Origin of the sequence: Cohnella pontilimi, from assembly GCF_005049045.1 — a bacterium.
GTDB classification, from domain to species: domain Bacteria; phylum Bacillota; class Bacilli; order Paenibacillales; family Paenibacillaceae; genus Cohnella; species Cohnella pontilimi.
The window spans coordinates 203,956-228,525 of sequence record NZ_SUPK01000002.1 but is presented as its reverse complement, the minus strand read 5'-3'; the positions used below and the strand labels follow the sequence as shown (position 1 = coordinate 228,525).

At 57.1% G+C, this 24,570-nt stretch carries 24 protein-coding genes and 1 other annotated feature; of the genes, 19 read left to right on the top strand and 5 right to left on the bottom strand.

All coding sequences use genetic code 11. From position 1 onward, the window contains the following. Nucleotides 1–62: 62 nt before the first annotated feature. Nucleotides 63–295: a binding site (T-box leader), on the top strand. A 58-nt stretch (nucleotides 296–353) separates the two neighbouring features. Beyond that, nucleotides 354–1,646 carry a tyrosine--tRNA ligase gene (tyrS, locus tag E5161_RS05140; RefSeq protein ID WP_136776647.1) on the top strand — a complete coding sequence of 431 codons (1,293 nt, stop codon included), beginning with the start codon at nucleotides 354–356 and terminating at the stop codon, nucleotides 1,644–1,646. Nucleotides 1,647–1,705: 59 nt separating this feature from the next. On the opposite strand, the gene rpsD is transcribed toward tyrS, so the two are convergent. Then, the gene (gene rpsD, locus E5161_RS05135) at nucleotides 1,706–2,305 is read right to left on the bottom strand and encodes a 30S ribosomal protein S4 (RefSeq protein ID WP_136776646.1); all 600 of its coding nucleotides are present in this window, start codon (nucleotides 2,303–2,305) and stop codon (nucleotides 1,706–1,708) included. A 272-nt stretch (nucleotides 2,306–2,577) separates the two neighbouring features. Between rpsD and E5161_RS05130 the strand changes: the two genes are divergently transcribed. The 4 genes from E5161_RS05130 to E5161_RS05115 all read left to right on the top strand — a co-directional run bounded on the left by E5161_RS05130 (nucleotide 2,578) and on the right by E5161_RS05115 (nucleotide 5,265). Then, on the top strand, nucleotides 2,578–3,327 hold the full coding sequence (locus E5161_RS05130; RefSeq protein ID WP_136776645.1) for a hypothetical protein: 750 nt from the start codon (nucleotides 2,578–2,580) through the stop codon (nucleotides 3,325–3,327). A gap of 30 nt (nucleotides 3,328–3,357) precedes the next feature. Beyond that, entirely contained in the window at nucleotides 3,358–4,473 is a 1,116-nt protein-coding gene (locus E5161_RS05125) for an aminopeptidase (protein ID WP_136776644.1), read from the top strand. A 79-nt stretch (nucleotides 4,474–4,552) separates the two neighbouring features. After that, complete coding sequence (locus E5161_RS05120) at nucleotides 4,553–4,792, top strand: HPr family phosphocarrier protein (protein ID WP_136776643.1); 240 nt, start codon at nucleotides 4,553–4,555, stop codon at nucleotides 4,790–4,792. Nucleotides 4,793–4,968: 176 nt separating this feature from the next. Then, entirely contained in the window at nucleotides 4,969–5,265 is a 297-nt protein-coding gene (locus tag E5161_RS05115) for an Fpa/YlaN family protein (RefSeq protein ID WP_136776642.1), read from the top strand. Between the two features lie 71 nt (nucleotides 5,266–5,336). Here the strand turns inward: E5161_RS05115 and cax are convergent, their stop codons facing one another. Then, nucleotides 5,337–6,395, bottom strand: coding sequence for a calcium/proton exchanger (gene cax, locus E5161_RS05110; protein WP_136776641.1), 1,059 nt, complete (start codon nucleotides 6,393–6,395; stop codon nucleotides 5,337–5,339). A 177-nt stretch (nucleotides 6,396–6,572) separates the two neighbouring features. Here cax and E5161_RS05105 point away from each other — a divergent pair, with 177 nt between their 5' ends. Continuing rightward, complete coding sequence (locus E5161_RS05105) at nucleotides 6,573–6,953, top strand: Asp23/Gls24 family envelope stress response protein (protein ID WP_136776640.1); 381 nt, start codon at nucleotides 6,573–6,575, stop codon at nucleotides 6,951–6,953. An 86-nt stretch (nucleotides 6,954–7,039) separates the two neighbouring features. Here the strand turns inward: E5161_RS05105 and ftsW are convergent, their stop codons facing one another. Both ftsW and E5161_RS05095 read right to left on the bottom strand, forming a co-directional pair. Further along, a complete protein-coding gene (ftsW, locus tag E5161_RS05100; protein WP_136776639.1) occupies nucleotides 7,040–8,224 on the bottom strand; it encodes a putative lipid II flippase FtsW in 1,185 nt (394 codons plus the stop codon). A 19-nt stretch (nucleotides 8,225–8,243) separates the two neighbouring features. Next, nucleotides 8,244–8,588, bottom strand: a complete 345-nt coding sequence (locus E5161_RS05095) for a YugN family protein (protein ID WP_136776638.1) — start codon at nucleotides 8,586–8,588, stop codon at nucleotides 8,244–8,246. 218 nt (nucleotides 8,589–8,806) lie between these two features. Here E5161_RS05095 and E5161_RS05090 point away from each other — a divergent pair, with 218 nt between their 5' ends. From E5161_RS05090 to E5161_RS05050, 9 genes are all read left to right on the top strand, one after another. Continuing rightward, nucleotides 8,807–9,985, top strand: a complete 1,179-nt coding sequence (locus E5161_RS05090; protein ID WP_342773813.1) for a M20 metallopeptidase family protein — start codon at nucleotides 8,807–8,809, stop codon at nucleotides 9,983–9,985. Between the two features lie 58 nt (nucleotides 9,986–10,043). Further along, nucleotides 10,044–10,481 (top strand): CBS domain-containing protein, encoded by a 438-nt coding sequence (locus E5161_RS05085; RefSeq protein WP_136776636.1) that lies wholly within the window; start codon nucleotides 10,044–10,046, stop codon nucleotides 10,479–10,481. A gap of 164 nt (nucleotides 10,482–10,645) precedes the next feature. After that, on the top strand, nucleotides 10,646–11,161 hold the full coding sequence (locus tag E5161_RS21060) for a PAS domain-containing protein (RefSeq protein ID WP_169306576.1): 516 nt from the start codon (nucleotides 10,646–10,648) through the stop codon (nucleotides 11,159–11,161). Then, complete coding sequence (locus tag E5161_RS05075) at nucleotides 11,158–12,960, top strand: PAS domain-containing hybrid sensor histidine kinase/response regulator (RefSeq protein WP_281279856.1); 1,803 nt, start codon at nucleotides 11,158–11,160, stop codon at nucleotides 12,958–12,960. Before E5161_RS21060 ends, E5161_RS05075 begins: the two co-directional genes overlap by 4 nt. Before the next feature lie 109 nt (nucleotides 12,961–13,069). Then, entirely contained in the window at nucleotides 13,070–13,555 is a 486-nt protein-coding gene (locus tag E5161_RS05070) for a YlbF/YmcA family competence regulator (RefSeq protein WP_342773812.1), read from the top strand. A gap of 31 nt (nucleotides 13,556–13,586) precedes the next feature. Next, nucleotides 13,587–13,850: a YlbG family protein gene (locus tag E5161_RS05065; RefSeq protein WP_136776633.1), complete on the top strand. Its 264-nt coding sequence runs from the start codon at nucleotides 13,587–13,589 to the stop codon at nucleotides 13,848–13,850. Nucleotides 13,851–14,065: 215 nt separating this feature from the next. Continuing rightward, nucleotides 14,066–14,503, top strand: a complete 438-nt coding sequence (locus tag E5161_RS05060) for a hypothetical protein (protein ID WP_136776632.1) — start codon at nucleotides 14,066–14,068, stop codon at nucleotides 14,501–14,503. A 121-nt stretch (nucleotides 14,504–14,624) separates the two neighbouring features. Continuing rightward, a complete protein-coding gene (locus tag E5161_RS05055; RefSeq protein WP_136776631.1) occupies nucleotides 14,625–15,533 on the top strand; it encodes a LysR family transcriptional regulator in 909 nt (302 codons plus the stop codon). Beyond that, entirely contained in the window at nucleotides 15,520–16,371 is an 852-nt protein-coding gene (locus E5161_RS05050; RefSeq protein ID WP_136776630.1) for a PHP domain-containing protein, read from the top strand. The genes E5161_RS05055 and E5161_RS05050 overlap by 14 nt, the downstream gene beginning before the upstream one ends. An 85-nt stretch (nucleotides 16,372–16,456) precedes the next feature. Here E5161_RS05050 and E5161_RS05045 read toward each other — a convergent pair whose 3' ends face one another. Then, entirely contained in the window at nucleotides 16,457–18,178 is a 1,722-nt protein-coding gene (locus E5161_RS05045) for an Rqc2 family fibronectin-binding protein (protein ID WP_136776629.1), read from the bottom strand. A gap of 179 nt (nucleotides 18,179–18,357) precedes the next feature. On the opposite strand from E5161_RS05045, the gene E5161_RS05040 reads away from it, so the two are divergent. The 4 genes from E5161_RS05040 (at nucleotide 18,358) to remA (ending at nucleotide 24,563) form a co-directional block, all read left to right on the top strand. Then, nucleotides 18,358–21,168: a calcium-translocating P-type ATPase, SERCA-type gene (locus tag E5161_RS05040; RefSeq protein ID WP_425456458.1), complete on the top strand. Its 2,811-nt coding sequence runs from the start codon at nucleotides 18,358–18,360 to the stop codon at nucleotides 21,166–21,168. A 127-nt stretch (nucleotides 21,169–21,295) separates the two neighbouring features. After that, nucleotides 21,296–22,129, top strand: a complete 834-nt coding sequence (dapF, locus tag E5161_RS05035; protein ID WP_136776627.1) for a diaminopimelate epimerase — start codon at nucleotides 21,296–21,298, stop codon at nucleotides 22,127–22,129. 110 nt (nucleotides 22,130–22,239) lie between these two features. Next, on the top strand, nucleotides 22,240–24,117 hold the full coding sequence (locus E5161_RS05030; RefSeq protein WP_136776626.1) for a bifunctional homocysteine S-methyltransferase/methylenetetrahydrofolate reductase: 1,878 nt from the start codon (nucleotides 22,240–22,242) through the stop codon (nucleotides 24,115–24,117). 185 nt (nucleotides 24,118–24,302) lie between these two features. Further along, nucleotides 24,303–24,563 (top strand): extracellular matrix/biofilm regulator RemA, encoded by a 261-nt coding sequence (remA, locus tag E5161_RS05025; RefSeq protein ID WP_027084220.1) that lies wholly within the window; start codon nucleotides 24,303–24,305, stop codon nucleotides 24,561–24,563. Nucleotides 24,564–24,570 lie beyond the last annotated feature (7 nt).

Below are 24,570 nucleotides of genomic sequence, written 5' to 3'. Positions count from 1 at the left end.
GGAATATGCGTGCGTGTTGACAGGTCGAATTGAACATGATATAAAGTGTATCAACACATGGATATCCAGCGATGAAGGGAACCCAGTAGCGTTCGGAATCAACGTTCCAGAGAGCCGGCGGTCGGTGCAAGCCGGTACTTGAACGGACGCGAAATACGTCCCGGAGCTTCTTCTGCCGAAACCGCCCCCGGGCGGAAGGAGAAGACGGCGGTCGGCCGATACCCGGCTTGAGGAACGCACGGCGCCGGCGCCGGACGTTCAAACGAGGGTGGTACCGCGATAACTCGCCCCTGCTGCAAAGCAGGTGCGGGTTTTTTTGTGTGTGAAAGGCTAATAACTTTGAGGTGATGAGAATGACTTCGACAACAGACAATCCCGTTCTTCCTCAAGATTTACTGGACGATCTCGAATATCGCGGACTGCTCTTCCAAGTTACGAACCGCGAGAACTTGAGCAGCAAGCTGAGCGCCGAGCGAGTCGTGCTCTACTGCGGCTTCGATCCGACAGCCGACAGTCTGCACATCGGCAGCTTGCTTCCGATTTTGACTTTACGCCGGTTCCAAAACGCCGGCCATCTTCCGATCGCACTCGTCGGAGGGGGCACCGGCTTGATCGGCGACCCGAGCGGCCGCTCGACCGAGCGCTCGCTTAACGGTCCCGAGACCGTAGCCGCATGGACCGACAGCCTGAAGCGGCAGCTGTCCCGATTTTTGGACTTCGACGCACAGCCGAACGCAGCCAAGCTTGTCAGCAACTATGACTGGCTCGCACCGCTCGACATTATCGCGTTTCTGAGGGACGTAGGCAAAAATTTCACGGTCAATTACATGCTGGCGAAGGATTCCGTCGATTCACGGCTCGCCCAAGGCATCTCCTTTACGGAATTCAGCTACATGATTTTGCAGTCCTACGACTTCTACAAGCTGCATACGGATCACGGATGCTCGCTTCAGATCGGGGGCAGCGACCAGTGGGGCAACATTACGGCAGGTCTTGATTTAATCGGCAAAATGGGCGGCGGCGACGCTTATGGCTTGACAATGCCGCTGGTCACCAAGAGCGACGGCAAAAAGTTCGGCAAGTCCGAATCGGGCGCCGTATGGCTCGACCGGAACAAGACGACCGCTTACCAATTCTATCAATTCTGGATCAATACGGACGACGCGGACGTGATCCGCTTCCTCAAGTATTTCACGTTTCTTTCCCGGCAGGAGATCGAGGCGCTGGAGGAGGAGCTGAAGACGAATCCGGAAAAACGCGCCGCTCAGAAGACGCTGGCGCGGGAAGTGACCCGCCTCGTCCACGGCGAAGCCGCGGTGGAAACCGCGGAGAAGGTGACGCAAAGCTTGTTTTCCGGGGATGTGTCGCAGCTGGGTGAAGACGAGCTGGCCGAGGCGATCCGGGACATGGCGAGCGCGACGGTGGAAGACGGCGACGATTTACCGCTGATCGATTTGCTGGTCGCTTCCGGCTTGGCCGCTTCCAAGAGCCAGGCAAGGAAAGATATCGAAAGCGGTGCCGTCTATGTCAACGGGGAGAAGTTCACCGGCCTCGACAGCGTTGTGAGCCGCGGACAACGGCTGTTCGGCAAATACGTCATCTTGCGAAGAGGGAAGAAAAACTACGCCGGCATTACGTTCCAGTGATGTTGATATGAAAAAAAGCCGCTCCGACTATCGTCGGGGCGGCTTTCGTATCTATGCGATTAGCGGCTGTAGAACTCGACGATTTGCTTCTCGTCGATGTCTTGGGAAAGCTCATCGCGGCTCGGCAGGCGCACATACTTGCCTTCCATCGCGTTGGCGTCAAAGTCGATGTAAGCCGGCAGGTGATGACGAGCTTCCATCGCTTCTTTGATCGACTTCAGGCTGCGGCTGCGCTCACGCAGGCCGATAACATCGCCCGGTTCAACCAAATAGGAAGCGATGTCGACTTTTTTGCCGTTTACCGTCACGTGACCGTGGGCAACGAGCTGACGGGAACCGTAACGAGTATTCGCCCAACCCAGACGATAGACGAGGTTGTCCAGACGGCTCTCGAGCAGGAACATGAAGTTCTCGCCGGAGATCCCTTTCATATGGCTTGCACGTTCGAACAGGTTGCGGAATTGCTTCTCGTTCAGACCGTACATGTGGCGCAGTTTTTGCTTCTCCTGAAGCTGAACGCCATAACCGCTGATTTTGCGGCGTTGACCAGCGCCGTGTTGGCCTGGAGGGAACGGGCGTTTCAGTTCTTTTCCGGTGCCGCTCAGGGAGATTCCGAGACGGCGGCTCAATTTAAACTTGGGACCAGTGTAGCGTGCCATATTATGCAGACTCCTTTTTCAAAAGGGGATTTTTTTGAAAAGTGGGGTTCGCTCGCGCCGGATTTCTCCATAACCGCAACGCCTTGAGACGTCCGGTTCCGTGCAGGAAGTTCAGCCGCTGCCTGACGGTGGGAAATCGGAGAGGGTGACACAAACTCGTACGCCCAATAATCAACAAGTTATATTATAAGAACTCACCGGCTTTTGTCAAGCATTTTGTATAAGTTAAGAGAAAGGGGAAAGCCTACCTTGCAAAGAAAGGAGGATTTGCCATGCGGACACGAATGGCCGTTTTTGCGCTGCTGTGTTTGGCATTGACCTCGACCGGATGTATGCAGCGCGCGGAAGGCATGCCGGCGGATAAGGCGTTCGCGCTGTCGGCGTCGGCTTTATCCGGAAGTGACAGCTACGGCGTTGCCGGCGAAATCGCAGTATACGACCCCAACGGAGCAATAGCAGGCAAATCGCGTTATGAAGGGGAAGTGACCGGCCACGGAAAAATCAATGTCAAATGGTCGGACAGCTCGCCGCTTGTCCGTACACAGGCAGCGGGAACGCAGAAGGGTCAACCCGCATTTCCGCCTCTGCAGCTTTTGAACGAGGTCAAGCACGGCAAGGCGACGGTGAAATATGCCGATCGCTCGAATGAGGACAGAGTCGTGAAGCTGCTGGTGACATTGGACGAAAATACGGCTACAAAGCGAATCGCGGAAGGGCTGCGGGCGGAAATACGCGGACTGAGAACCGACGTGACCGGGAAATCGCTGAGCGCGAAGCAAAGAAAACAAGCGGAAGACGTGCTGAGCAAAGCGGACCGAACGTTGGACGAAGCGCTGTCCACGCTGCGGGTCCGTACCGTCTGTTTGTGGACAGCCGACCGCAGCACCTGGTTCCCGCGGCAGATGCGGGAAGAGACCGTGCTATCCTACCGATGGAACGGCAAACCGTATCGGGAAAAGCGGGTTTCGGAAACGAATTTCCTACGCGGCGGTTCGAATGGTACAATGGGTGGCAGAAGGTAGCAGTTATTTATCAGTCAAGGAGGATTTCCGATGCGAGACCCAAGGATACAGCAATTGGCGGCGAATTTGGCGGGGTATTCCATCAAAGTTCAGCCGGGTGACAATGTGTTGATCGAAATGATCGGGGACGAGCGCGAGCTGCTGAAAGCGCTGATTGAGGAAGTGGCCCAACGGGGCGGACGGCCGTTCGTCGAAATTACCGATAAGTCCGTCGAGCGGGCGCTGCTCCGAAACGCGACGCCGGAGATGATGGAAACATGGGCGTATTATGACCTGGAGCGTATGAAAAAGATGCAAGGGTATATCGGCATTCGTTCGGGCAACAACGTCAACGAGCTGGCGGATGTTCCTTCCGAAAATTACAAATGGTATGACCGCCTGTACAGGCATCCGATACATAGTGAACAACGGGTAAAAAAGACCAAGTGGGTCGTTCTCCGATACCCAAGCCCATCGATGGCGCAGCTCGCCCAAATGTCCACGGAAGCGTTCGAGGATTTTTATTTTAACGTGTGCAATTTGGATTATGCGAAAATGGACCGTGCCATGGATCCGTTGGCCGACTTGATGAGACGCACCGACAAAGTGCGGATCACGGGGCCGGGAACCGATTTGACCTTCTCCATCAAAGACATCGGCGCCAAAAAATGCTCCGGTGAGCGCAATATTCCGGACGGTGAAGTATACTCCTGCCCGATCCGCGACTCCGTGAACGGCACGATCTCTTACAATACGCAGAGCGTATATAACGGATTTACTTTCGAGAATGTGAAATTCCGTTTCGAAAACGGCAAAATCGTCGAAGCGACCGCCAACGACTCCGAGCGGATCAACGCGCTGCTGGACACTGACGAGGGAGCCCGTTATATCGGCGAATTCAGCATCGGCTTCAACCCGTTTATTTTGCATCCGATGAAAGATACGCTGTTCGACGAGAAAATTGCCGGAAGCCTGCATTTCACCCCTGGACAAGCCTATGAAGACACGGACAACGGCAACCGCTCGTCGGTGCATTGGGATCTGGTGCTGATCCAGCGGCCCGACTATGGCGGAGGCGAAATCTATTTCGACGACCGGCTGATCCGCAAAGACGGCCTGTTCGTCATTCCGGAGCTGCAGAATCTGAATCCTGACGCTTTGAAATAAACGCTGACCCTTGCATGTCTCCGCCTATTAAAGGTATGATGGGAAAAGCAGGTTAACCCTATTTTTTGGAGGGAATACGATGTCCAACAATGCGGCAATTGTAGAGCTTTCGCAGACAGCGAACAAATTCCGATCTTCCGTAGTCTTGCAGGCCGAAAACAAGTACATCGACGTGAAAAGCATTCTGGGCCTGTTCACCACGCTGGTCGGCACGCACTCGTACGAGCTGCATGTGCACGGTCCCGACGCGGAAGAAGCCAAGAAAGAGTTGGCCGCCGTGTTCGCCAAGCATAACTTGAATGTTAAAGTAGTGGAATAATGATTCTGTAGTACGGTAAGCGCCCCGGCTCTTGGAGACGGGGCGTTTTTCTTGTGCGGCCCCCCGCGGCAGGGCGGGAGGAAAAGCGGGGACGCCCCGTCCTTGTGCTTCGCGGCAATTTCGTCTAATATGAAAGGGATAGCGATGATTGGAAGTTTGGCACAGGGGGAGTGGGAATGGCTTCACTGGAGACGGATACGATCGCGAACCTGAAGCAGAAGGCGCTCCGCCTGCTGCAGGAAGATGCCGATAAAATCGAGAAACTAATCGCCATTCAGATGGAAAACCTGACGACCCGCCAATGCCCGTTATACGAAGAAGTGCTCGATACGCAAATGTACGGGTTTTCCCGGGCGGTCGAATTTGCGGTTCGTACCGGATTGGTGGAAGAAGGCGCCGGCAAGCAGCTGGTCAGCCAATTGGAACGGAATTTGGCTCTGCTCTATGAAGCGCTGAACAACCGAATAGAGTAGCCGGACCGGTTCCGCTCGGAGCCGTTTGCCATAAGTTGACGCTTGACCTCGCGGTCAAGCGTCTTTTTACGTTACACGAAGTAAAACGCGACGCCGAGAATGACGTACACGATCAGAAGCAGCTTGCCTTCATACCAGGTGGTGGTGCCGTCTCTCGAGATCGACGTGGCGATGAGAACCGCGACGGCGATCGCCGCAAGCTCGATCGTGGAGAAGATCAAGTCCATGGGACGGCCGAAAATCAAGCTGACGAACACGAGGACGGGTGCGACGAACAGCGCGATTTGGAGGCTGCTTCCGACGGCAATTTCGACCGCCGCGCCCATTTTGTTTTTCATCGCGAGCAGGATGGCGGCGCTGTGCTCGGCGGCGTTGCCGATAATGGCCACCAGGAACGCGCCCACGAACAATTCCGATAAGCCGAACTTGTCGGTGAACACATGAAGCGTATGTACGAGCCATTCGCTGACAAAAGCGACCATCAGGGTAGCCAGCACCAAATACAAAATCGACTTGTTGCGCGACCATGCCGGCGGCTCTCCGTGGGAGGGCTGGGTTTCCTCGTGATCTTCGAGGAGATCCTTATGCGTAAACATGGAATAAACGAGCCAGCCCGCATAAGCCAAGATCAGACAGCCGGCGACGGTGACGCTTAGCGATATCGTTTCGTTCGGAGGAAATTTTTCCGTTTTCACGAACACCGCGGGAATGAACAGCGAGATGACGCCGAGCATCATGAGCGAAGCGTTCTGACCGGCCAGATGGATGTTGAACCTTTGCTCCTTGAACTTGAGCCCTCCGACGAATGCGCTGGCGCCAAGCACAAGCAGCAAATTGCCGATGATCGAGCCGGTCAAGCTCGCTTTCACGATGTCGAACAATCCTTCTTTAATCAGGAATATCGAGATGATCAGCTCCGCGGCGTTGCCGAATGTGGCGTTCAGAAAACCGCCGAGCCGCTGACCGGCATAATGCGAGACGGCCTCGGTCGCTTTGCCCAGAAAGCCGGCCACGAACACGATGGCCAATGCCGAGAGGATGAACTCGGGAACCGGTCCGAAGTGCAGGTAATGGGCTGCCGCGCTTAGCGCGAAGGTGAGGATGAGGAGCGGAAAAAACAGTCGCTTCACTTGCGTACACCTCAGTTGTGGAGAATGGTTTGCGGTTACGGTTCCTTATACTATAGCGAAAAGCCGTTGGCGTGTTCAAGTCGCGCACCTGGTAAGCCCGGGAGCCCGCCAGCGGTTGCTTGTGGCTGGATCTTCCAGTACAATGTAGTCATTAAAGGTTCGGGAGAGTGGGTCGCCATGACGGAAGAGCTGCAGCAAGAAGGACTCATACGCATATCGGATGACGTTGTCGCCACGATCGCGGGTCTGGCGGCACTCGAGACACCGGGCATCGCCGCCATGTCGGGCGGGATCTCCGAAGGATTGGCCAAGCGTCTCAGCGGGCGCAACGCGCAAAGAGGAGTGTCCGTTGAAGTCGGCCAAGTGGAAGCGGCCATCGACCTGCGCATCGTCGTACAATACGGCATTCCGATCCAAGAAGTGGGCCGCAGCCTGCAGGACAACGTCCGTGAAGCGGTGGAGAACATGACCGGCCTTCGCGTGGTGGAAGTGAACGTGAAAGTGGAAGGCGTGGCTTTCAAGGATGAGGAAGCGGAAGAGTGGAACCGAGTGAAGTGAACGAACGAAGAGCCATCCGGAAGGATGGCTTTTTTGGTGGGCTGAAAAAGGAAAACACCCCCGGGCAAGCCGGGAGTGCGGCATGGTCATGCATGGATGGCGGAACTGCGATCTTTGTCCTTGGCATTCACACGGTTGTATTCTCGCGAGATGCTGAGCAGAATTCCCATGCCGACGAGCGTCACGAGCATGGAGGATCCCCCATAGCTGATGAATGGCAGGGTGACTCCGGTAACCGGAATCGCGCCGCTTACTCCGCCCATGTTGATGAGGGCTTGAATGGCAATCAGCGAGACGAGGCCGACGCCGACCAACGTTCCGTACAAGTCCGGACACCTCAACGAAACAATCAGCGCGCGCCACAGGAACAGCAAGTAAAAGAGCAGGAATATGGTCGTGCCGAGGAACCCGAGCTCTTCGGCAATGACGGCGAAAATAAAGTCATTGTATGCATACGGCAAATAAAACAGCTTCTGCACGCTATGTCCGAGGCCCGCGCCGGTAAACCCGCCGTGGCCGAACGCTTCAAGCGAACGCACCAAGTGATAGCCGGTATGCTTCTCATCCGCCAGCGGATTCATGAACGCCGTAAACCGGGCAAACCGGTAACCGCCGTCGAATCCGGGATGGCTGAGCAAATAGATGCTGAAGCCGAGGGCGCCGATCCCGAGCAGCAATGCGGCCGAAAGGAGCACATGCTTCAAGTTGGAGCCGCCGGCGACGATGACGGTGGTGGCGCACAGAACCAAAATGATGCAGGAACCGACGTCCGGCTGAAGCAAAATGAGACCGACGACAAAGCCGACCACCATCATGACCGGAAGAAGGCCCCGTTTAAATTCGCGGAACTTTTCGTCCTTTTTGGTGATGATCGACGCGAGATACAAGATAATCGCAAGCTTTGCGAATTCGGTCGGTTGAATGCCGAGGCCGCCGATGCCGAGCCAGCTGCGGGCGCCGTTGGTTAAACTGCCCACGAACAAGACGACGATCAGCAGGACGATCGTGAAGAAGAGGTACGGTAAAAACCATTTTTTATACTTTTCGTACCGGACGTTCATCAAGACCAGCATGGCGAACGTCCCCATCCCGGCCCATAGAAGCTGTCTCTTCGTAAAATACAAAGCGTCGTTGCCGAATTTGGCGGACACGACGGTCATGCTGGAGCTGGCGCTAAATACCATGATCAGGCCGAAACCGACGAGCAGAAGCGTGAGGATGAGCAGCAAAAAATCCGGCGTCCCGCGCTGGCCCGCGGCCGGGGTTTTCATCGATAGATCCCCCGCGGTCTCAGCTGAGCAGCTGCTTCAATTCTTGCGCGCGCTGGGCAGCGGCGTTAAGAATTGGCTGCGGAACCGGAGATTCGTAGTCCAGTCCGTGCGGGAAGGTGGCGCGTCCGATGTAGACGGCTTCGACTTCCAGAATTGCGTCCGGATTTTCCAGCTTGCCTTCCACCGCGCGGGTATTGATGCGGAGGAAATAGTCTTCTCCGTTCGAGCGGTCGTGAAGCTTCAAATCATATGTAGCGCGGCGGTATTCCCATTGCCAGCGGACAAAGCCGAGTTTCTCGCTGGAATCGTCAAGATGGGCCAAATCGCTACGGATTCCGGTTAAGCCCGTGTTCTCGAGTATCATGTTAAAGCTCCTCCTTTGGAAGGTCCACACAAGCCTTATATTTCAAACTTCATCATAGACGGTTTGCTTTCCTTCTGCAAGCGTGCAGGAACGGGTAATTTAGAATGTTTTTTGAATTCGGCTCCGGTGACTCGCCGTGTCGTTTCTGATACAATAAGCACAAAAACGGCTGCGGAAACGTGACTCCAGAACCGAAGCCTTAGGAGGCGCGTCTGATCGTGAACGATGAAACCTTGCAATCCCTGTGCTCCGATATGGTGAACTGGCGCCGGCATCTTCACCGCCATCCGGAATTGTCCTTCAAAGAATACGAAACCTCGCGTTTCATCGCGGATTTGTTGGAATCTTGGGGACTGGAGGTGCGGCGCGGACTGGCGGGCGGCACCGGCGTCATGGCGAAACTTACGGGCGGCCGGCCCGGCCGGACAATCGCGCTTCGTGCGGATATCGACGCGCTGCCGATCGAGGATGAGAAATCGACCGAATACAAATCGACCGTTCAGGGCGTAATGCATGCGTGCGGGCACGATGCGCATACCGCCCAGCTGCTTGCGGCAGCTCGATATTATACGCTCCATAGGGAAGAGACGGCCGGCACGCGCGTGTTCATCTTCCAGCCGGGCGAGGAGTTCCTCCCGGGCGGTGCGGTCGGCATGATCGCCGACGGCGCATTGGAAGGCGTAGACGCCATTTACGGCGTTCATGTGTGGTCGCCTTTTCCCGCGGGCGTCATCGCGACAAGGCCGGGCCCGTTCATGGCATGCCCCGACGAGTTCGAGGTGGAGATCATCGGACGCGGTGGTCATGCGGGCCTTCCGCATCAAGCCGTCGATGCGCTGATGACCGGCGCGGCGTTGGTGAACGCGCTGCAGACGATCGTGTCCAGAAGCGTGAATCCGCTGGACTCGGCGGTGGTGTCGGTCGGCCAGCTGCATTCCGGCACGGCGCGCAACGTCATTGCCGAGCGGTGCAGCGTGAGCGGCACGGTGCGCACGTTCACGCCCGAAGTTCGGGCCTTGGTCCGCCGCCGGATGGAAGAAGTCGTCCGGCACACCTGCGAGACGCACGGAGCCGAGTACCGATTCCAATTCTTTGAGGGCTATCCGCCCGTGGTCAACGATGACCATGAAGCGAAGAGGGTATTTTCCGTCGCGGCCTCGCTGTTCCCAGAAGCCGAAGTACGGCTCGCCGATCCGATTATGGCAGGCGAAGATTTCTCTTATTATCTTGAGCAAAAACCCGGTTGTTTTTTCATGGTCGGAGCCGGAAGGGACGACGGAACATCCGCTCCTCATCATCACCCGAAATTCGATATCGACGAGCAGGCGATGCTTGTGGCGGCCCGGATGCTGATCGGGGTTGCCGACGATTCCGCATCGTTAAGCGCAGCGAGATAAATCGGACGAATGGCGCCTTTTATTTTCGGTCACGCTATACCGGAAAGGAGGGGCTCCCATGCGCAACATTGCGGAAACGATGACAAAGGAATGCATCACCATATCGCCGATGGACAGTTTGGCCGACGCTGCCGTCCTCATGAGAGAACATGACACAGGCTTTCTTCCGGTGGTCGAAGGGAACAAGCTGGTCGGTGTCGTAACCGACCGGGACATGGTGACCCGCGGACTAGCCAAACAGCTTCAAGGCTCCGCATCCGTGAAAGAAGTGATGTCGGACGACCTGACCACGGTGAAGCCGAACGCGTCGGTGGACGAAGCCGTGAGCCTGATGGCGTCCCGGCAAATTCGCAGACTTCCGGTCGTGGAGAACGGTGAATTGAAAGGCATCATCGCTTTGGGCGACCTGGCCGTGCAGCAAGTGTTCGTAAGCGAGGCCGGAGACGCGCTCAGCGGCATCTCGGAGCATGAACACCGGGAATCGACGTATCACTGATCCCGGTCGGTGTTGAAAAACAGGTCCATTTTCCAGCGTGATGCGGAAAGTGGACTTTTTGTGCGCTTGCGTGTTTCAATAGGGGCAGATATGGTTAAATCCATATATATTTGTGTGGATTTTTAGGTTTTCATGTCCATTTTATGACCCAAGGAGAAGTGGGAATGACGACTTCTGAGGCAGACGGCCAAGATTTGGCCAAGCGGTTGGAAGACACGGAACGAAAGCTGGAACGGGCGGAGAAACTGTTCCGGCTTCTTTCCGAAGCTACGCGTGAGGTTGTTTATCAGTGCGGCCCGGACGGGGTCATCTTTTACTGTTCTCCCTCTCTCCTCGAGCTGTTGGGCTACTCGGCGGATGAACTGGAAGGCCGGAGCGAAGAGATCTTGTACCATCCTGACGATATTCGCAAGCTTCGCGGCGCCAAGGATAAATCCACCCATCAGTTTAGAATGCGGCGTGCATGCGGGAAATATTTGTGGTTCGAAGTCACTACCGGTTACGTATCCACGGATGAAGGTCTGTCGTGCATTCAACGGATCGGACAGGAAATTACCGAGCGGAAAAAAATGAGGAAATTATCGCGGAAGCCCACAGCATTGCCAAGATCGGCAGCTGGGAATGGGATATTAAGCATCATGAAGTCACATTCTCGGATCAACTTCGCAGAATCTGCTTGATCGACACGGATCAATGGAATCGAAGGGCTCCTCAATTGGCGGACTTGGTGCCGGACGAAGACCGGCCGCGTTTCATGGAAAAAGTGGACCGTGCCCTGCGAGGAGACGGCCTGGACTTTGAATTTCGTCAACAACAGCCGGACGGTAACTTCCAATATTTTCAAGTCCGGGCACTCGTTTCATTCGACGATAACGGCGAAGCCGCGAAGATCAACGGAACGGTTCAAGACATTACAGACCGTAAAATTATCGAATTAAAGCTGCAGGAAACGGTCGAGCGATACACGTCTTTGAAAAAATACAATCACGACGCCGTCATGTCAGTAGACATGGAAGGCAACATCATCAACGGAAATATGATGGCTCAGCAGCTTACGGGGTATCCGATCAGCGAAATCATCGGCAAAAACTTGTCGCACTTTATCGGCAAAGACAATGTGAAAGAGATTTTATCCCGGTCGGTGAAGGATGTTACCGTTGAAAACAGCATCGACCGGTTTATTCATCGGAACGGCCATACGGCCGAGGTTCTCACCACCGTCGCCCCCATTATCGTGAACGAATCGAATGTGGGATATTACATTATCGTAAAAGACATTACGGAACAGAAAAAACTGATCATCGCCAAAGAAGCCGCGGAATCGACGAACAAGGCCAAGAGCGAATTTCTGGCGATGATGAGCCATGAAATCCGGACGCCCATGAACGGTGTCATCGGCATGACGGATTTGTTGATGGAAACGACGAACCTCGAACCGCAGCAGCGGGAATACCTCGCGGTCATCCGAAAAAGCGGCGAGACGCTCCTTGCCATCATCAACGATATCCTCGACTTTTCCAAAATCGATTCCGGCAAAACCGACCTTGCCGAAGAGCCTTTCGACGTGAGATCCTGCATCGTGGAATCCGTCGACCTGCTTTCTCCGAAAGCTCATGAGAAGCAGCTGCAGATTTCGTACTCGCTTCAATCTAACGTGCCGGCTATCCTGGTCGGCGATGCCAAACGGTTGAAGCAGGTGATCCTCAATCTCCTCGGGAATGCGGTGAAATTCACGAGCCAAGGCGGCGTATTCGTCGAAGCACGGCTGGCAGCGCGGCATCAGGACGAAGTCCTGCTGAAATTTACGGTGAAGGACACAGGGATCGGCATCCCCCCGGATAAAGCGGAGAATTTGTTCCAGCCGTTCTATCAATTAGACAATTTTATGACGCGGCAGTCGGAGGGAACCGGCCTTGGGCTTGCCATCAGCAAAAAACTGGTAAATCTGATGGACGGGGATATTTGGCTGGAGCAAGGGGAAGGGCCCGGCTCGACCTTCATATTCACGGTAAAGCTGAAGGAGAAAATAATGCCGGCGCAGGATGCGAATCCGGCGGAATCGTCCCGGATCGAGATGCCTTCACGCAAGCTGAACATTCTGGTGGCGGAAGACAACAAAATCAATCAGCTTGTCCTGCTCAAAATGTTAGAGAGATACGGACATCAAGTCCAGGTTGCCGAAACCGGCGAGCAAGTGGTGGAGGCCGCGTCGGCCGAACGTTTGGATATGATTTTCATGGATGTGCATATGCCGGGCATGAACGGCTTTGAAGCAACGGCCGCTCTACGGGAATACCATCCGCCGGGTGATTGCCCGGTCATCGTCGCCGTTACGGCCAGCGCGCTCAAAGGCGACCGCGAAAAGTGTCTCGAAGCCGGCATGGATGATTATATCAGCAAGCCGATCAACACCCGGGTGATCCGCGAAGTGCTGGAAAAACATTTTCCGTCCACAGAGATCAGCCGCGCCGTTCGATGACTTGGATAAAAATCCTAAAGGATAGGTCCCCCGGCAGTTGACCGCTTAACGTCCGTGTGTGGTATGATAAGCAACAGTACCAAAGAGCCGAAAGGTGAGGTGAGGCTTTATGGCCGTTATGCCACAGACCCTCCCTGCGGCAGCACCGGGCGTCTTGGATACGGTTCCCGTCGATTTGACGGAACTGCTGTGCCGCGCCTACACGCTGGGAGATATGATCAAGCGATCCGCCATGGCGGATGAATATGTTTATTGGAAACAAGTCGTCGAGAGAGACGAAGAGGCGAAACGTATCGCCCGCCGTCTGTCTGACGCCAAAAATAAGTTTGCGGAATGCGAGCGTTTCGGCCGGTTTCATCCGGATTACAACGAAGCGCTTGACCGGTTGTACGCCGTTCAGGCTGAGCTAGACGCGCTGGAGTCCGTCCGCCGATTCAAAGACGCCGAGCGGGAGCTGGACACGCTGCTGCACGAAATTTCGTTCGCCGTTGCACGTGCCGTTTCCGAATCGGTCAAGGTGCCCGATGGCGATCCGAACGCCAAAGGCTGCGGAAGCGGAGGCTCCTGTTCGTGCGGCGGCGGAGGCTGCGGCTGACATCGATTCGACAAGGCCGGGGGAATGACGGATGTTTGCGGAACGTATCGGATATATCGTTTGGTTCAGCGATTTTAAAGCGGCCCGCGGGCTGGACAAGTACGGCTCGCTCCACTATTTGTCCCGTAAAATGAACTACGCCGTGCTCTACATGGATGCCGACGGCTCCGAAGAGACGGTGCGCCATTTGCAGCGGCTTCCTTTTGTCAAGAAGGTCGAACGTTCATACCGTGGAGAGATCAAAACCGAATATGAGAAAAACGTACCGGACAAGACCCGTTTTTACGGGTTATGAAGGAATGTCCGGCTCACAAGAAAGTCTCCTGGCCGCGGAGACTTTTTTTGTATCTTTCATCCAAAACCGGAGCGACTTGATAGATAGAAGCCTTGGCGGTCTGTTAAATTTTTGTTGAATCTTCAGGAAGTCGTGCGGTAAAATGGACTTATATTCCATGTCAGAATAACCATGTTAAATGGGCATTTAGAACTATAAAGGGAGGGAATAAGCCGGTGAAAGACAAACACACGGAGCGGTGGAACACGTATGAACCTTTTCACGTCGTTCTGGGCGATAAGAGAGTGGCCGATATCATCATCACCAACCATGCCAGAGCGCGCTGGACCGACCGGGTGGAAAGCGAGAAAACCGGCTATTCCGATATTGCCCAATATATGTGGGAATGTTTGAAAGAAGGAAGAATCATCTCGTACTACCGGAACGAGCAGGACGTGTACACGATCGATGACGATCTCGTTTTCGTCGCCGAATTTGCCGTATCGGACAAGGATACGGACCTGCTCGGTCAGCCGCTTCACAAAATGATCGTGGTGACATTTCTCGGACGAATGTCCGAAACGATGGAGCTGCGTGATCTGAAAACCTATTATTCCTGGCTCCGGCATTCGCGCCGGATGACGCTGATCAAAAATAACCGCAAGCGCCGCTAATTGCGGTCGATTGCAAACCCAAGAAGGCTGTTCCCGGCGTTTGACCCGCAGGGAGCGGCCTTTTTCGCTTAGGGTTATGGTATAATATAGCGCAGATATTCGCGGGAAAAGGCGGGAGAGCATGGCGCTTAACGTGCATCAGCTGCATATTTTTTACACCGTTGCGGAGAGAGGAAGTTTCTCTTCGGCGGCTTTGGCGCTTCACATGACTCAGCCTGCCGTCACGATGCAGGTGCAGGCGCTGGAGGAACGGTTCGGCACGAAGCTGCTCAACCGTACGACCAAGAAGCTGGAGCTTACGGAGGCGGGGCATTGGCTGCTGCCTCAAGCCCGCAAAGCGGTAGAGCTGATGCGCGAGACCGACGCGATGATGGTTCGTTTCATCCAGGAATTGAAAGGCCGGCTGCAATTCGCGGCCAGCTTGACGATCGGCGAATACGTCCTGCCTCCGCTGCTCGGATCGTTCTTGAAGCGCCACCCGGAACTGTCCGTCAGCATGAAGGTGATGAACACCGCCGAAATTATCGAGGCGGTCCAATTTCAAGGACTCGATTTCGGCTTGATTGAAGCGCCGTGCGTCGTACCGGGTTTTCACACGGAAGCGGTCATGAACGACGAATTGGTGCTCGTGGCGCCAGCCGGTCATCCGTTCGCGTCCCGGGAATCGGTGGAGCTTTCGGAAGTGCTGGAACAGCCGCTCGTGCTGCGTGAAAAAGGTTCCGGCACCCGACAGGTGGTGGAAGAAGAGCTGGTTCGCCAAGGCGCGGATGAAGGACGGCTTCGGGTCGTCAGCGAATTCGGCAGCACCGGGGCGATTAAATCCGCGGTGGAAGCCGGATTGGGCTTGTCCGTTCTGTCCGCGTGGACGATCAAGCACGAAACGGCGCTTGGCTTGCTGAAGCCGGTCCGCATACGGGACGTGGCCTTCAGGCGTCAGTTTTTTGCCGTCCGGCTGCAGTCTTCCTTGCTGCCCATACCGGCTGCCGCATTATTGGAACAATTGAGAGGGCTGTCTCATGAGCAGAGCTGACCTGCATACGCATACGACGGCATCGGACGGCCGCCATCGGCCGGAGGAAGTCGTCCATATGGCATCGGAAGCCGGATTGGCGGCGGTCGCCGTGACGGATCACGATACGACTGCGGGAACCGCGGAAGCGCTGGAGGCCGGGAAACGGTACGGGATTCGCGTGCTGCCCGGCGTGGAAATCAGCACCTCCGCCGAAAGCCGCGACATTCACATCCTCGGCTACGGATTTTCTCTTGAGGATCCGGTGTTTCTTCAACGGCTCGCGGATTTGCGGCAAGTACGCAACCGGCGCAACGCGGAGATGATCGCGAAATTGAATGAGTTAGGGATGGCCGTCACACGGGAAGAGGTGGAGAGGGAGTCCTCCTCTTCTCGGCGGGGGGACGGTTCCGTCGGTCGTCCTCATATGGCGGAAGTGCTCGTTCGTAAAGGATATGTGAGAGATTTGCGGGAGGCGTTCGACCGTTTTCTCGGGGAGACGGGAGCGGCTTACGTGAACCCTGAACGTATCCGGCCGGAAGAAGCCGTACGCTGGATTCACGAAGCGGGCGGCGCGGCCGTGGTCGCTCATCCGGGACTGTACCGCAACGACCCGCTGGTGCTGGCATTGTTGGACTCGGGCGCCGACGGGCTGGAAGCTTTTCATTCCGACCACGATGAGGAAGCCCAGCGCCATTACGAGAGATTGGCCCGCTCGCGGGGCAAGCTGGCGACGGGAGGCTCCGATTTTCACGGCACGCTCGGCGGCGTCACGTTTCACGGCGCGGTAGGCCACCGGACAGTCGACGCTTCCGTCGTGGACGAGCTGCTGGCGCTTGCGGCTAGAAGAAGTGATTGAAAAACGGCGGTACCGGTTATGTCAGGCCGGTACCGCCGTTTTAAGTCACTCACCCTAACTTACACTACGAGTGGAGCAGAGCCGGTCACTTCACCCGGCTGGGGAGCTGCTGCACGAGCGCTTCGTCGGGGGTGACGTACAGCGTTTTTTGCCCCTCATAAATCACGTACCCCGGCTTGGCGCCGTTCGGCTTACGGACGTTGCGAATGCGCGTGTAGTCTACGGGCACGTTGCCGGACTCGCGCGCTTTGCTGAAATACGCGGCGAGCGTCGCGGCTTCATGCAGGGTCGCTTCGCCGAATTCGACGCTCCGGATGAGCACGTGCGAGCCGGGGATGTCCTTCGTATGAAGCCACGTGTCGGACGGCTGTCCGAGACGGTTCGTTACATAGTCGTTTTGCGTGTTGTTTTTGCCGACATAAATGTCGATTCCCTCGCTGGATGTGAAGCAAAGCACCGCAGGCGCGTCCTTTTTCTTTTTGCGTACGCCGCGTTTTCCGCCTCTCTCGCGAATATAGCCCTGCTCCGTCAGTTCCTCGCGAATTTCCTCGATATCCCTCGGCGTCGCCGTCTCCAGTCCTTGAAGCACAGATTCCAAATATTCGATTTCGCCGCGGGCGGCGGCCATCTGTTCCTCCACCGCGGCTTTGCTGTTTTTCAGCTTGTTATATTTTCGAAAATACCGCTGCGCGTTTTCGGTAGGGGTCAGCAACGGGTCCAGGCTCACATCGATGAGCGGCTGGTCTTCATCATAATAATCGGTGATGCGCACCGAGACGTCCCCGCGGGATAATAAATGAAGCTGCGCTGTGAGCAGCTCCCCGATGCGCCGGAATTGATCGGCTTCCCGTGCTTCCTCCAGCGTTTCTTCGAGCTTCACCAGCTTCTTCTCGTTTTTCGCTTTCTCGTTCATCAGAAACCGGTGCAGGTCCGATGTACGTTGTTTCACAAGATCGCGCTGCGCCTTGTCGCGGTAATAGATTTCGAGACATTCGTGCATCGTAGAGAAAATTCGCTCTTCTCCCGTTACGTGGGTCAATTTAAATGCGGAAAATACCGTTTTGCCGTCCGCCGTTTGCACCAGATTCGGAACATATTGATGGCGGGCGGTGTCCAGCATCGCTTCCCGGAACGCCTGCCAGAGCTTGTCGAGACCTTCGCCCCCGGCACGATGAACAATTTCGCGCGCGGCCAAAGGGCTGAAGCCCGTATAGGCGTTGACCAAGGCCTGCGCCTCCGAACCGGATGATTCCTCCATCGTGTGAAGAAATCTCGCTTCCGTCTCCGTGAGCGGATCCCGCTTGTCGTGCGAAGGAGGTGCGATATACCGCGCGCCCGGAAGAACGACGCGATAACTGCTCAAAGCCGGCGTGACGTGCCGGATGCCGTCATGGATGACGCCGGTGGCCGGATCGACCAAGGCGAGATTGCTGTGCCGGCCCATCAGCTCGAGCGTCAGCCTTTTCAACGTAAAATCGCCGAGCTCATCCCGGTGTCTGACGTCGATCCATACGATCCGTTCCAGCCCGTCCTGGCGGATGCTTTCGATGATGCCGCCCTCGCAATGCTTGCGAAGCAGCATGCAGAACATCGGAGGCTCGGCCGGGTTGTCCCACGTTTGCTCCGTCCAGTGAAGCCGGGGCATCGATGGATGGGCGGACAGCAAAAGTCGGCCCTGCATGCCTTGGCCGCGGATATGGAGAACGATTTCGTTGTCGGTCGGTTGATAGATTTTAGAGATGCGCGCGCCGACGCAGTCCTGAAGCTCGTGAACGAGGGCGCGGATCACGATCCCGTCGAGTGACATAAGGCGATAACTCCTGTTCCTGTTCGCTTTCGTGTCTTCCTATGATGCCATAGTTGCTCCGAAAGGGAAAGAGAGGCCGGGATATTTCGCGGCTTGTCTGAATACAAATAGCTTGAAAAGGCTGTCCGCCCGAAACGAAAGAGCGAAACAGCGCATAACGGGAGGAGATGAACGTAAACGTGGATGGGAAAACGTGGCATCAATTGGACGAGACCGGCCTTGCCGAGACGCTCGGCACCGACCCTCGGGCGGGCCTGACGCCGGAGGAAGCGGCCAGGCGGCTGCAGCAGATCGGAGCCAACGAGCTGCAGGAAAGGCGCGGCGAGTCGCCGCTGAAGCTTCTCCTCCATCAGTTCAAAGACTTCATGGTGCTCGTTCTGGTCGGAGCGGTCGTCATATCGGGCCTGCTCGGCGAGATGCTGGATGCTCTTACGATCGTTGCCATCATTTTGATCAACGGCATTCTCGGGTTTTTCCAAGAATTTCGGGCCGAGCGGTCGCTCCGCGCTTTGAAGGAACTGTCCGCGCCGACGGCCAAGGTGATCCGCGGTGGAGAGCTGATGACGGTCCCTGCCCGCACGCTCGTGCCGGGTGACCTGGTCGTGATGGAAAGCGGGGACCGAGTGCCGGCGGATTTGCGGCTGATCGACTGCCAGCAGTTCGCCGTGGACGAGTCCGCGCTGACCGGGGAATCGGTGCCGGTCGTCAAGCTGACGGCGGCGATCACCGCGGCGGAGCTGCCGCTCGGCGACCGCAAAAACTGCGGCTATTTGGGGACGATGGTCACGAGAGGAACGGCCAAAGGCCTCGTGACGGTCACCGGCATGGCGACCGAAATGGGCAAAATCGCCGATCTGATCCAGCGGACGGAAGAAGCCGATACGCCGCTTCAGCACCGTCTGGAGCAGCTGGGCAAAATTTTGATCGCCGTCGCGATTTTGCTCACGGTTATGGTGGTCGTGGCCGGCGTGCTGCATGGACAGCCGCTTTACGGGATGTTCCTGGCCGGCGTCAGCTTGGCCGTTGCGGCGATTCCGGAAGGCTTGCCGGCGATCGTGACGATCGCGCTGGCACTGGGCGTGCAGCGGATGATCCGCAGAAGGGCGATCGTACGCAAGCTGCCGTCGGTCGAGACGCTCGGCTGCGCTTCGGTCATTTGCTCGGACAAAACCGGCACTCTGACCCAAAATCAAATGACGGTCACCCGGCTGTGGCTCGGGGGCAGGCGGATCGACGTGTCCGGCGAAGGCTACGAGCCGACCGGGCAGCTCAAGCACGACGGAAAGAGCATAGAGGCTAAAGGCGACGCCGCGCTGCGCCGGATGACCCAAGTCGCCGCGTTGTGCAACAATGCGGTGCTCGCGCAAGGGGAACAAGCGGAGGAGCCGAAGAAGAAAAAAACGTCCAAAGCCGAAGAGCAGCCGGAATTGGAAGGCTGGAAGGTGAAGGGCGATCCGACGGAAGGCGCACTGCTTGTATTGGCGGCAAAAACGGGAATGACCCGCTCCGCCTTGGAATCCCTATACCGGCGGACGAAGGAGTTCCCGTTCGATCCGGACCGCAAGCGCATGTCGGTACTGGTGGAGCATCAAGGAGGCCGCTTGCTGCTCACCAAAGGTGCCCCGGACTTGCTGGTGGAGCGGTGCGCCTACGTGTTATGGGACGATCAGGTCATGCCGTTCACGGCCACGCTTCGCGCACGGGTGCTGCAGGCGAACGAGTCGATGGCCAAAGACGCGCTGCGCGTGCTCGGCTTCGCTTACCGCGACCTGAAAGCGCACGAAACGCCGGACAGCGACGACCAGGCCGAAACCGGTCTCGTTTTCGTCGGTTTGGCGGGCATGATCGATCCGCCGCGCAAGGAAGTGCACGAAGCAATCGTGAAATGCCGCCAAGCCGGCATTAAGACGGTGATGATTACCGGCGACCACGGCCTGACGGCCGAAGCGATCGCCCGTGGCATCGGCATCATGCAGCGAGGCGGGCGGGTCGTGACCGGCAGCGAGCTTTCGAGCATGAGCGACGCGGATTTGGACAGGATCGCGGACGAAGTGCACGTGTACGCGCGCGTGTCGCCGGAGCATAAGCTCCGGATCGTGCAGTCGCTGCAGCGGCGCGGACACGTCGTGGCCATGACCGGCGACGGCGTCAACGACGCGCCGGCCGTGAAGGCGGCCGACATCGGGATCGCGATGGGGATCACAGGAACGGACGTGACGAAGGAAGCATCCTCGCTCGTGCTCGCGGACGACAACTTCGCCACGATCGTCGCCGCGGTCGAAGAAGGACGCGGCATCTACGAAAATATCCGCAAGTTCATCCGTTACTTGCTCGCGTCCAACGTCGGCGAAATCTTGACGATGTTCATTGCCATGATGATGGGCTTGCCGCTTCCGCTGGTGCCGATTCAAATTCTTTGGGTCAACCTGGTGACCGACGGGCTGCCCGCGATGGCGCTCGGCGTCGATCAGGCCGAGAGCGACTTGATGCGCCAGAAGCCGCGCCCGGCCAAGGAAAACATTTTCGCCCGCAGGCTCGGGTGGAAAATTATCAGCCGCGGCGTCCTGATCGGTCTGTGTACGCTGGCGGCGTTCGTGCTGACGCTCCGTGCCGGCGACGGAGACGCGGCATCGCTCGTCCATGCGCAGACTGTCGCTTTCGCAACGCTCGTCATGGCACAGTTGATCCACGTGTTCGACTGCCGCAGCTCGCGGTCTATTTTCCACCGCAGGTTTTTCGAAAACCGGTTTCTTGTGCTGGCGGTTCTTTCCTCGCTGCTGCTCATGCTGGCCGTACTTTATGTAGAGGCGCTTCAGCCGGTGTTCAAAACCGTCCCTCTCGGTTTCCGCGATTGGGCGCTCGTCATCGTCGCTTCCGGCATTCCGACTTTCTTCATGGGAATCGGAAGCGTGCTAGGGACGTCGAAGCCGAAGAAAGGCCGCAAAATATCGTACGGCGGTCCTTCGAAAGCGTATCCGGCTTCGCGATAGTCGGACGGTCCCGGTGTCGCAATAGTGCAAACAAAGGGTGTTTGGCTGTATGCTTTCCTCGTCCGATGTGCGATAAAATACATCCCAGAAGATCGACAGGCGCAGGAGACGAGGGAGGACGTTTTTCATGAAATTTACGAAAATGCACGGGCTCGGCAACGATTTCATCGTGGTGTACGGGGAACGTGAGCTGCCGGCCGGCGCGGCGGATTTGGCGGTTCGTCTCTGCAACCGGTATTTCGGAATCGGGGCCGACGGGCTGGTTTATATTTTGCCGTCGGAGCGGGCGGATTTCCGCATGCGGATCATCAACTCGGACGGATCTGAAGCGGAGCAGTGCGGCAACGCGATTCGCTGCGTCGCGAAGTATGTGTACGACAACGGCTTGACGGACAAAACGGAGCTGACGATCGAGACGCTCGGCGCCGGTGTGCAGCCGCTCGTTCTGCAAACCGAAGGCGGCAACGTGTCTCAGGTCACCGTGGACATGGGCGAGCCCATTTTGAGCGGGCTGGATGTGCCGACCACGATCGACGCCAACCCGGTGATCGGACAATCCGTCGAAGTCGACGGCAGGTCATTCAAGTTCACCGCCGTGTCGATGGGCAATCCGCATTGCGTCATTTATGTGGACGACGCGGTCGGCTTCGAATTGGCGGCGTGGGGGCCGAAGCTGGAAAAGCATCCGCTGTTCCCACGCAAAATCAATGTGGAATTCGCCAAGGTAAATTCCCGCTCGCAGGTGGATATGCGAGTATGGGAGCGCGGCGCGGGTCCGACGCTCGCTTGCGGCACCGGCGCATGCGCGACGTTGGTTTCCTCGGTGCTGAACGGATTGACGGACCGGAAAGCCGTGATCTCGCTCGCAGGCGGCGATTTGCAGATTGAATGGAAAGAAGAGAACAACCGCGTTTATATGACCGGGCCTGCGGCCATGGTGTTCAAGGGAACCGTACAGTAAACCGCCGATTGCGAAAACCCGGCCGATTGCCGGGTTTTTCACATTTTCGACCACGTCAATTTATGCTACATTAATAATTACTTTACGGATGGAATGGATGGGGAAGCGTCATGAAACCGGATTTGCGCACGGCGCTCAAGGAAAGGCCGCTTGTGGGCGACGGTGCGATGGGAACGTACTTGTACCAGCTCGGCTTTCCGGTGGGCGTGTCATACGAGGAATTTAATCTGCTGAAGCCGAACGTGATCGCCGATGTGCACAGCCGGTATGTGAAAGCCGGCGCCCAGGTCATTGAAACCAACACGTTTTCCGCCCAGCGCGGGAAACTTTCCAAATACGGCCTGGAGCATAAAACGGAAGAGATCAAAGCGGCCGGCGTGTCCATCGCCCGGCAGGCGGCGGGGGACAACGCCTATGTGGTCGGCGCGATCGGCGCCAACCGCGCGGGACGGCGCAGAAATTTGCGGACGTCGAGCATCAAGCGGGACTTCGAGGAACAGATCGGCGCGCTGCTCGCGGCAAACCCGGACGGCTTGCTGCTCGAGACATTTTTCGACTTCGAGGAGATGTCGATGGCGCTCGCCCTTATCCGCAAACGGAGCGACCTGCCCGTCATTTGCCAGTTCGCAGTCGAAAACGCTGCCCGTACGGCGGACGGCGTGCCGCTGGCCGATGCTTTCGCCCGGCTGAAGGACGAAGGGGCGGATGTGATCGGCTTTAATTGCCGCAGCGGTCCGAACGCGATTTTGCGGGCGATGGAAACGATCCCCGCCGATCTCGGCGCGCCGCTCAGCGTATTTCCGAACGCGGGCATTCCAGACTACGTGGATGGAGAAGTGATCTATTCCGCTTCGCCGGAATACTTTGCCGCGTCGGCCATCCGGTTCGCGGATCTGGGTTCCCGGCTGATCGGCGGCTGCTGCGGCACGACGCCGGAGCATATTGCCGCCATTGCGGGCGCATTGAAAACCTACATCCCCGGTGCCGCCGCATCGGCACCGGCGGCAGCGCCGGCCGCCCGCCCCGTCCTCACGGCGGAACCGGCGGAGCCTCCGGTTTCCGGAGGGACCGGGGAGCAGGAGCCCAGCCTGGTGGAGCTTGTCCGCCGCCGGCATACCGTGATCGTCGAACTGGATCCGCCGCGCGATCTTGACATCAAGCGCTTCATGCAGGGAGCGCAGGCGCTCAAGGACGCCGGCGCCGACGCCGTCACGATGGCGGACAACTCTCTGGCCGTGACGCGCATGAGCAACATGGCCCTTGGCGCGCTGGTGAAAGAAACAGTCGGCATCCGGCCTTTGATTCATATCGCCTGCCGCGACCGGAACCTGATCGGCACGCAGTCCCACATGATGGGCCTCGATGCGCTCGGCATCGACCACGTGCTCGCCGTAACGGGCGATCCCGCGAAATTCGGCGATCTGCCGGGATCGAGCTCGGTGTACGATTTGACCTCTTTCGAAATCATTCGCATGATCAAGCAGCTGAACGAAGGCGTCGCTTTCTCGGGCAAGCCCCTTAAACAGAAAGCGAAGTTCATTGTGGGAGCCGCTTTTAATCCGAACGTCAAATATTTGGAAAAAGCGATCGAAAGGCTGGAACGCAAAATCGCTTCGGGCGCCGACTACATCATGACGCAGCCGGTCTATGACCCCGCGTTGATCGAGCGGATCGCCGAATCGACGCGCCATCTGTCCGTTCCGATCTTTATCGGGATCATGCCGCTGGCCAGCGGCCGAAACGCCGAATATTTGCACAATGAAGTGCCGGGCATCCAGCTTTCGGACGAGGTCCGCCGCCGGATGAGCGGATTGGAAGGGCCTGCCGGGCGCGCCGAAGGGGTTGCGATCGCACGCGAGCTTCTCGATGCGGCCATGGAGCATTTTAACGGAATCTATTTGATCACGCCGTTTCTGTCTTACGAAATGAGCGTAGCGCTGACCGAATACGTCATCCGGAACGGCGCGCGGGCAGCCCGGACGAAGTAGCGGGCGGCTTTGTCGCCGACTCTTGTCCGTCCTATGGTTTTGAAGTACAATAAAGCAATAAATCAATAGAATGTGGCAGACACATCCAACCCGCAGTATGCGGGGGGCCGCTTTCGGCAACAATGGGAGCGTATGGTAGACGCCCCGGAAGCTGCTGACGAGGAGAGACCGGAGGGAATCATGGCATGGCAATCAAGCTGATCAATATCGGTTTCGGGAACATCGTATCGGCGAACCGAATCATTTCGATCGTGAGTCCCGAATCGGCACCGATCAAGCGTATCATTCAAGAAGCCCGGGACCGTCATATGCTGATCGACGCGACCTACGGCCGTCGTACACGCGCGGTCATCATCACCGACAGCGACCACGTGATCTTGTCTGCCGTCCAGCCGGAAACGGTCGCGCACCGGTTGTCCACCAAAGACGACGAACATGACGAATGAATCGGGG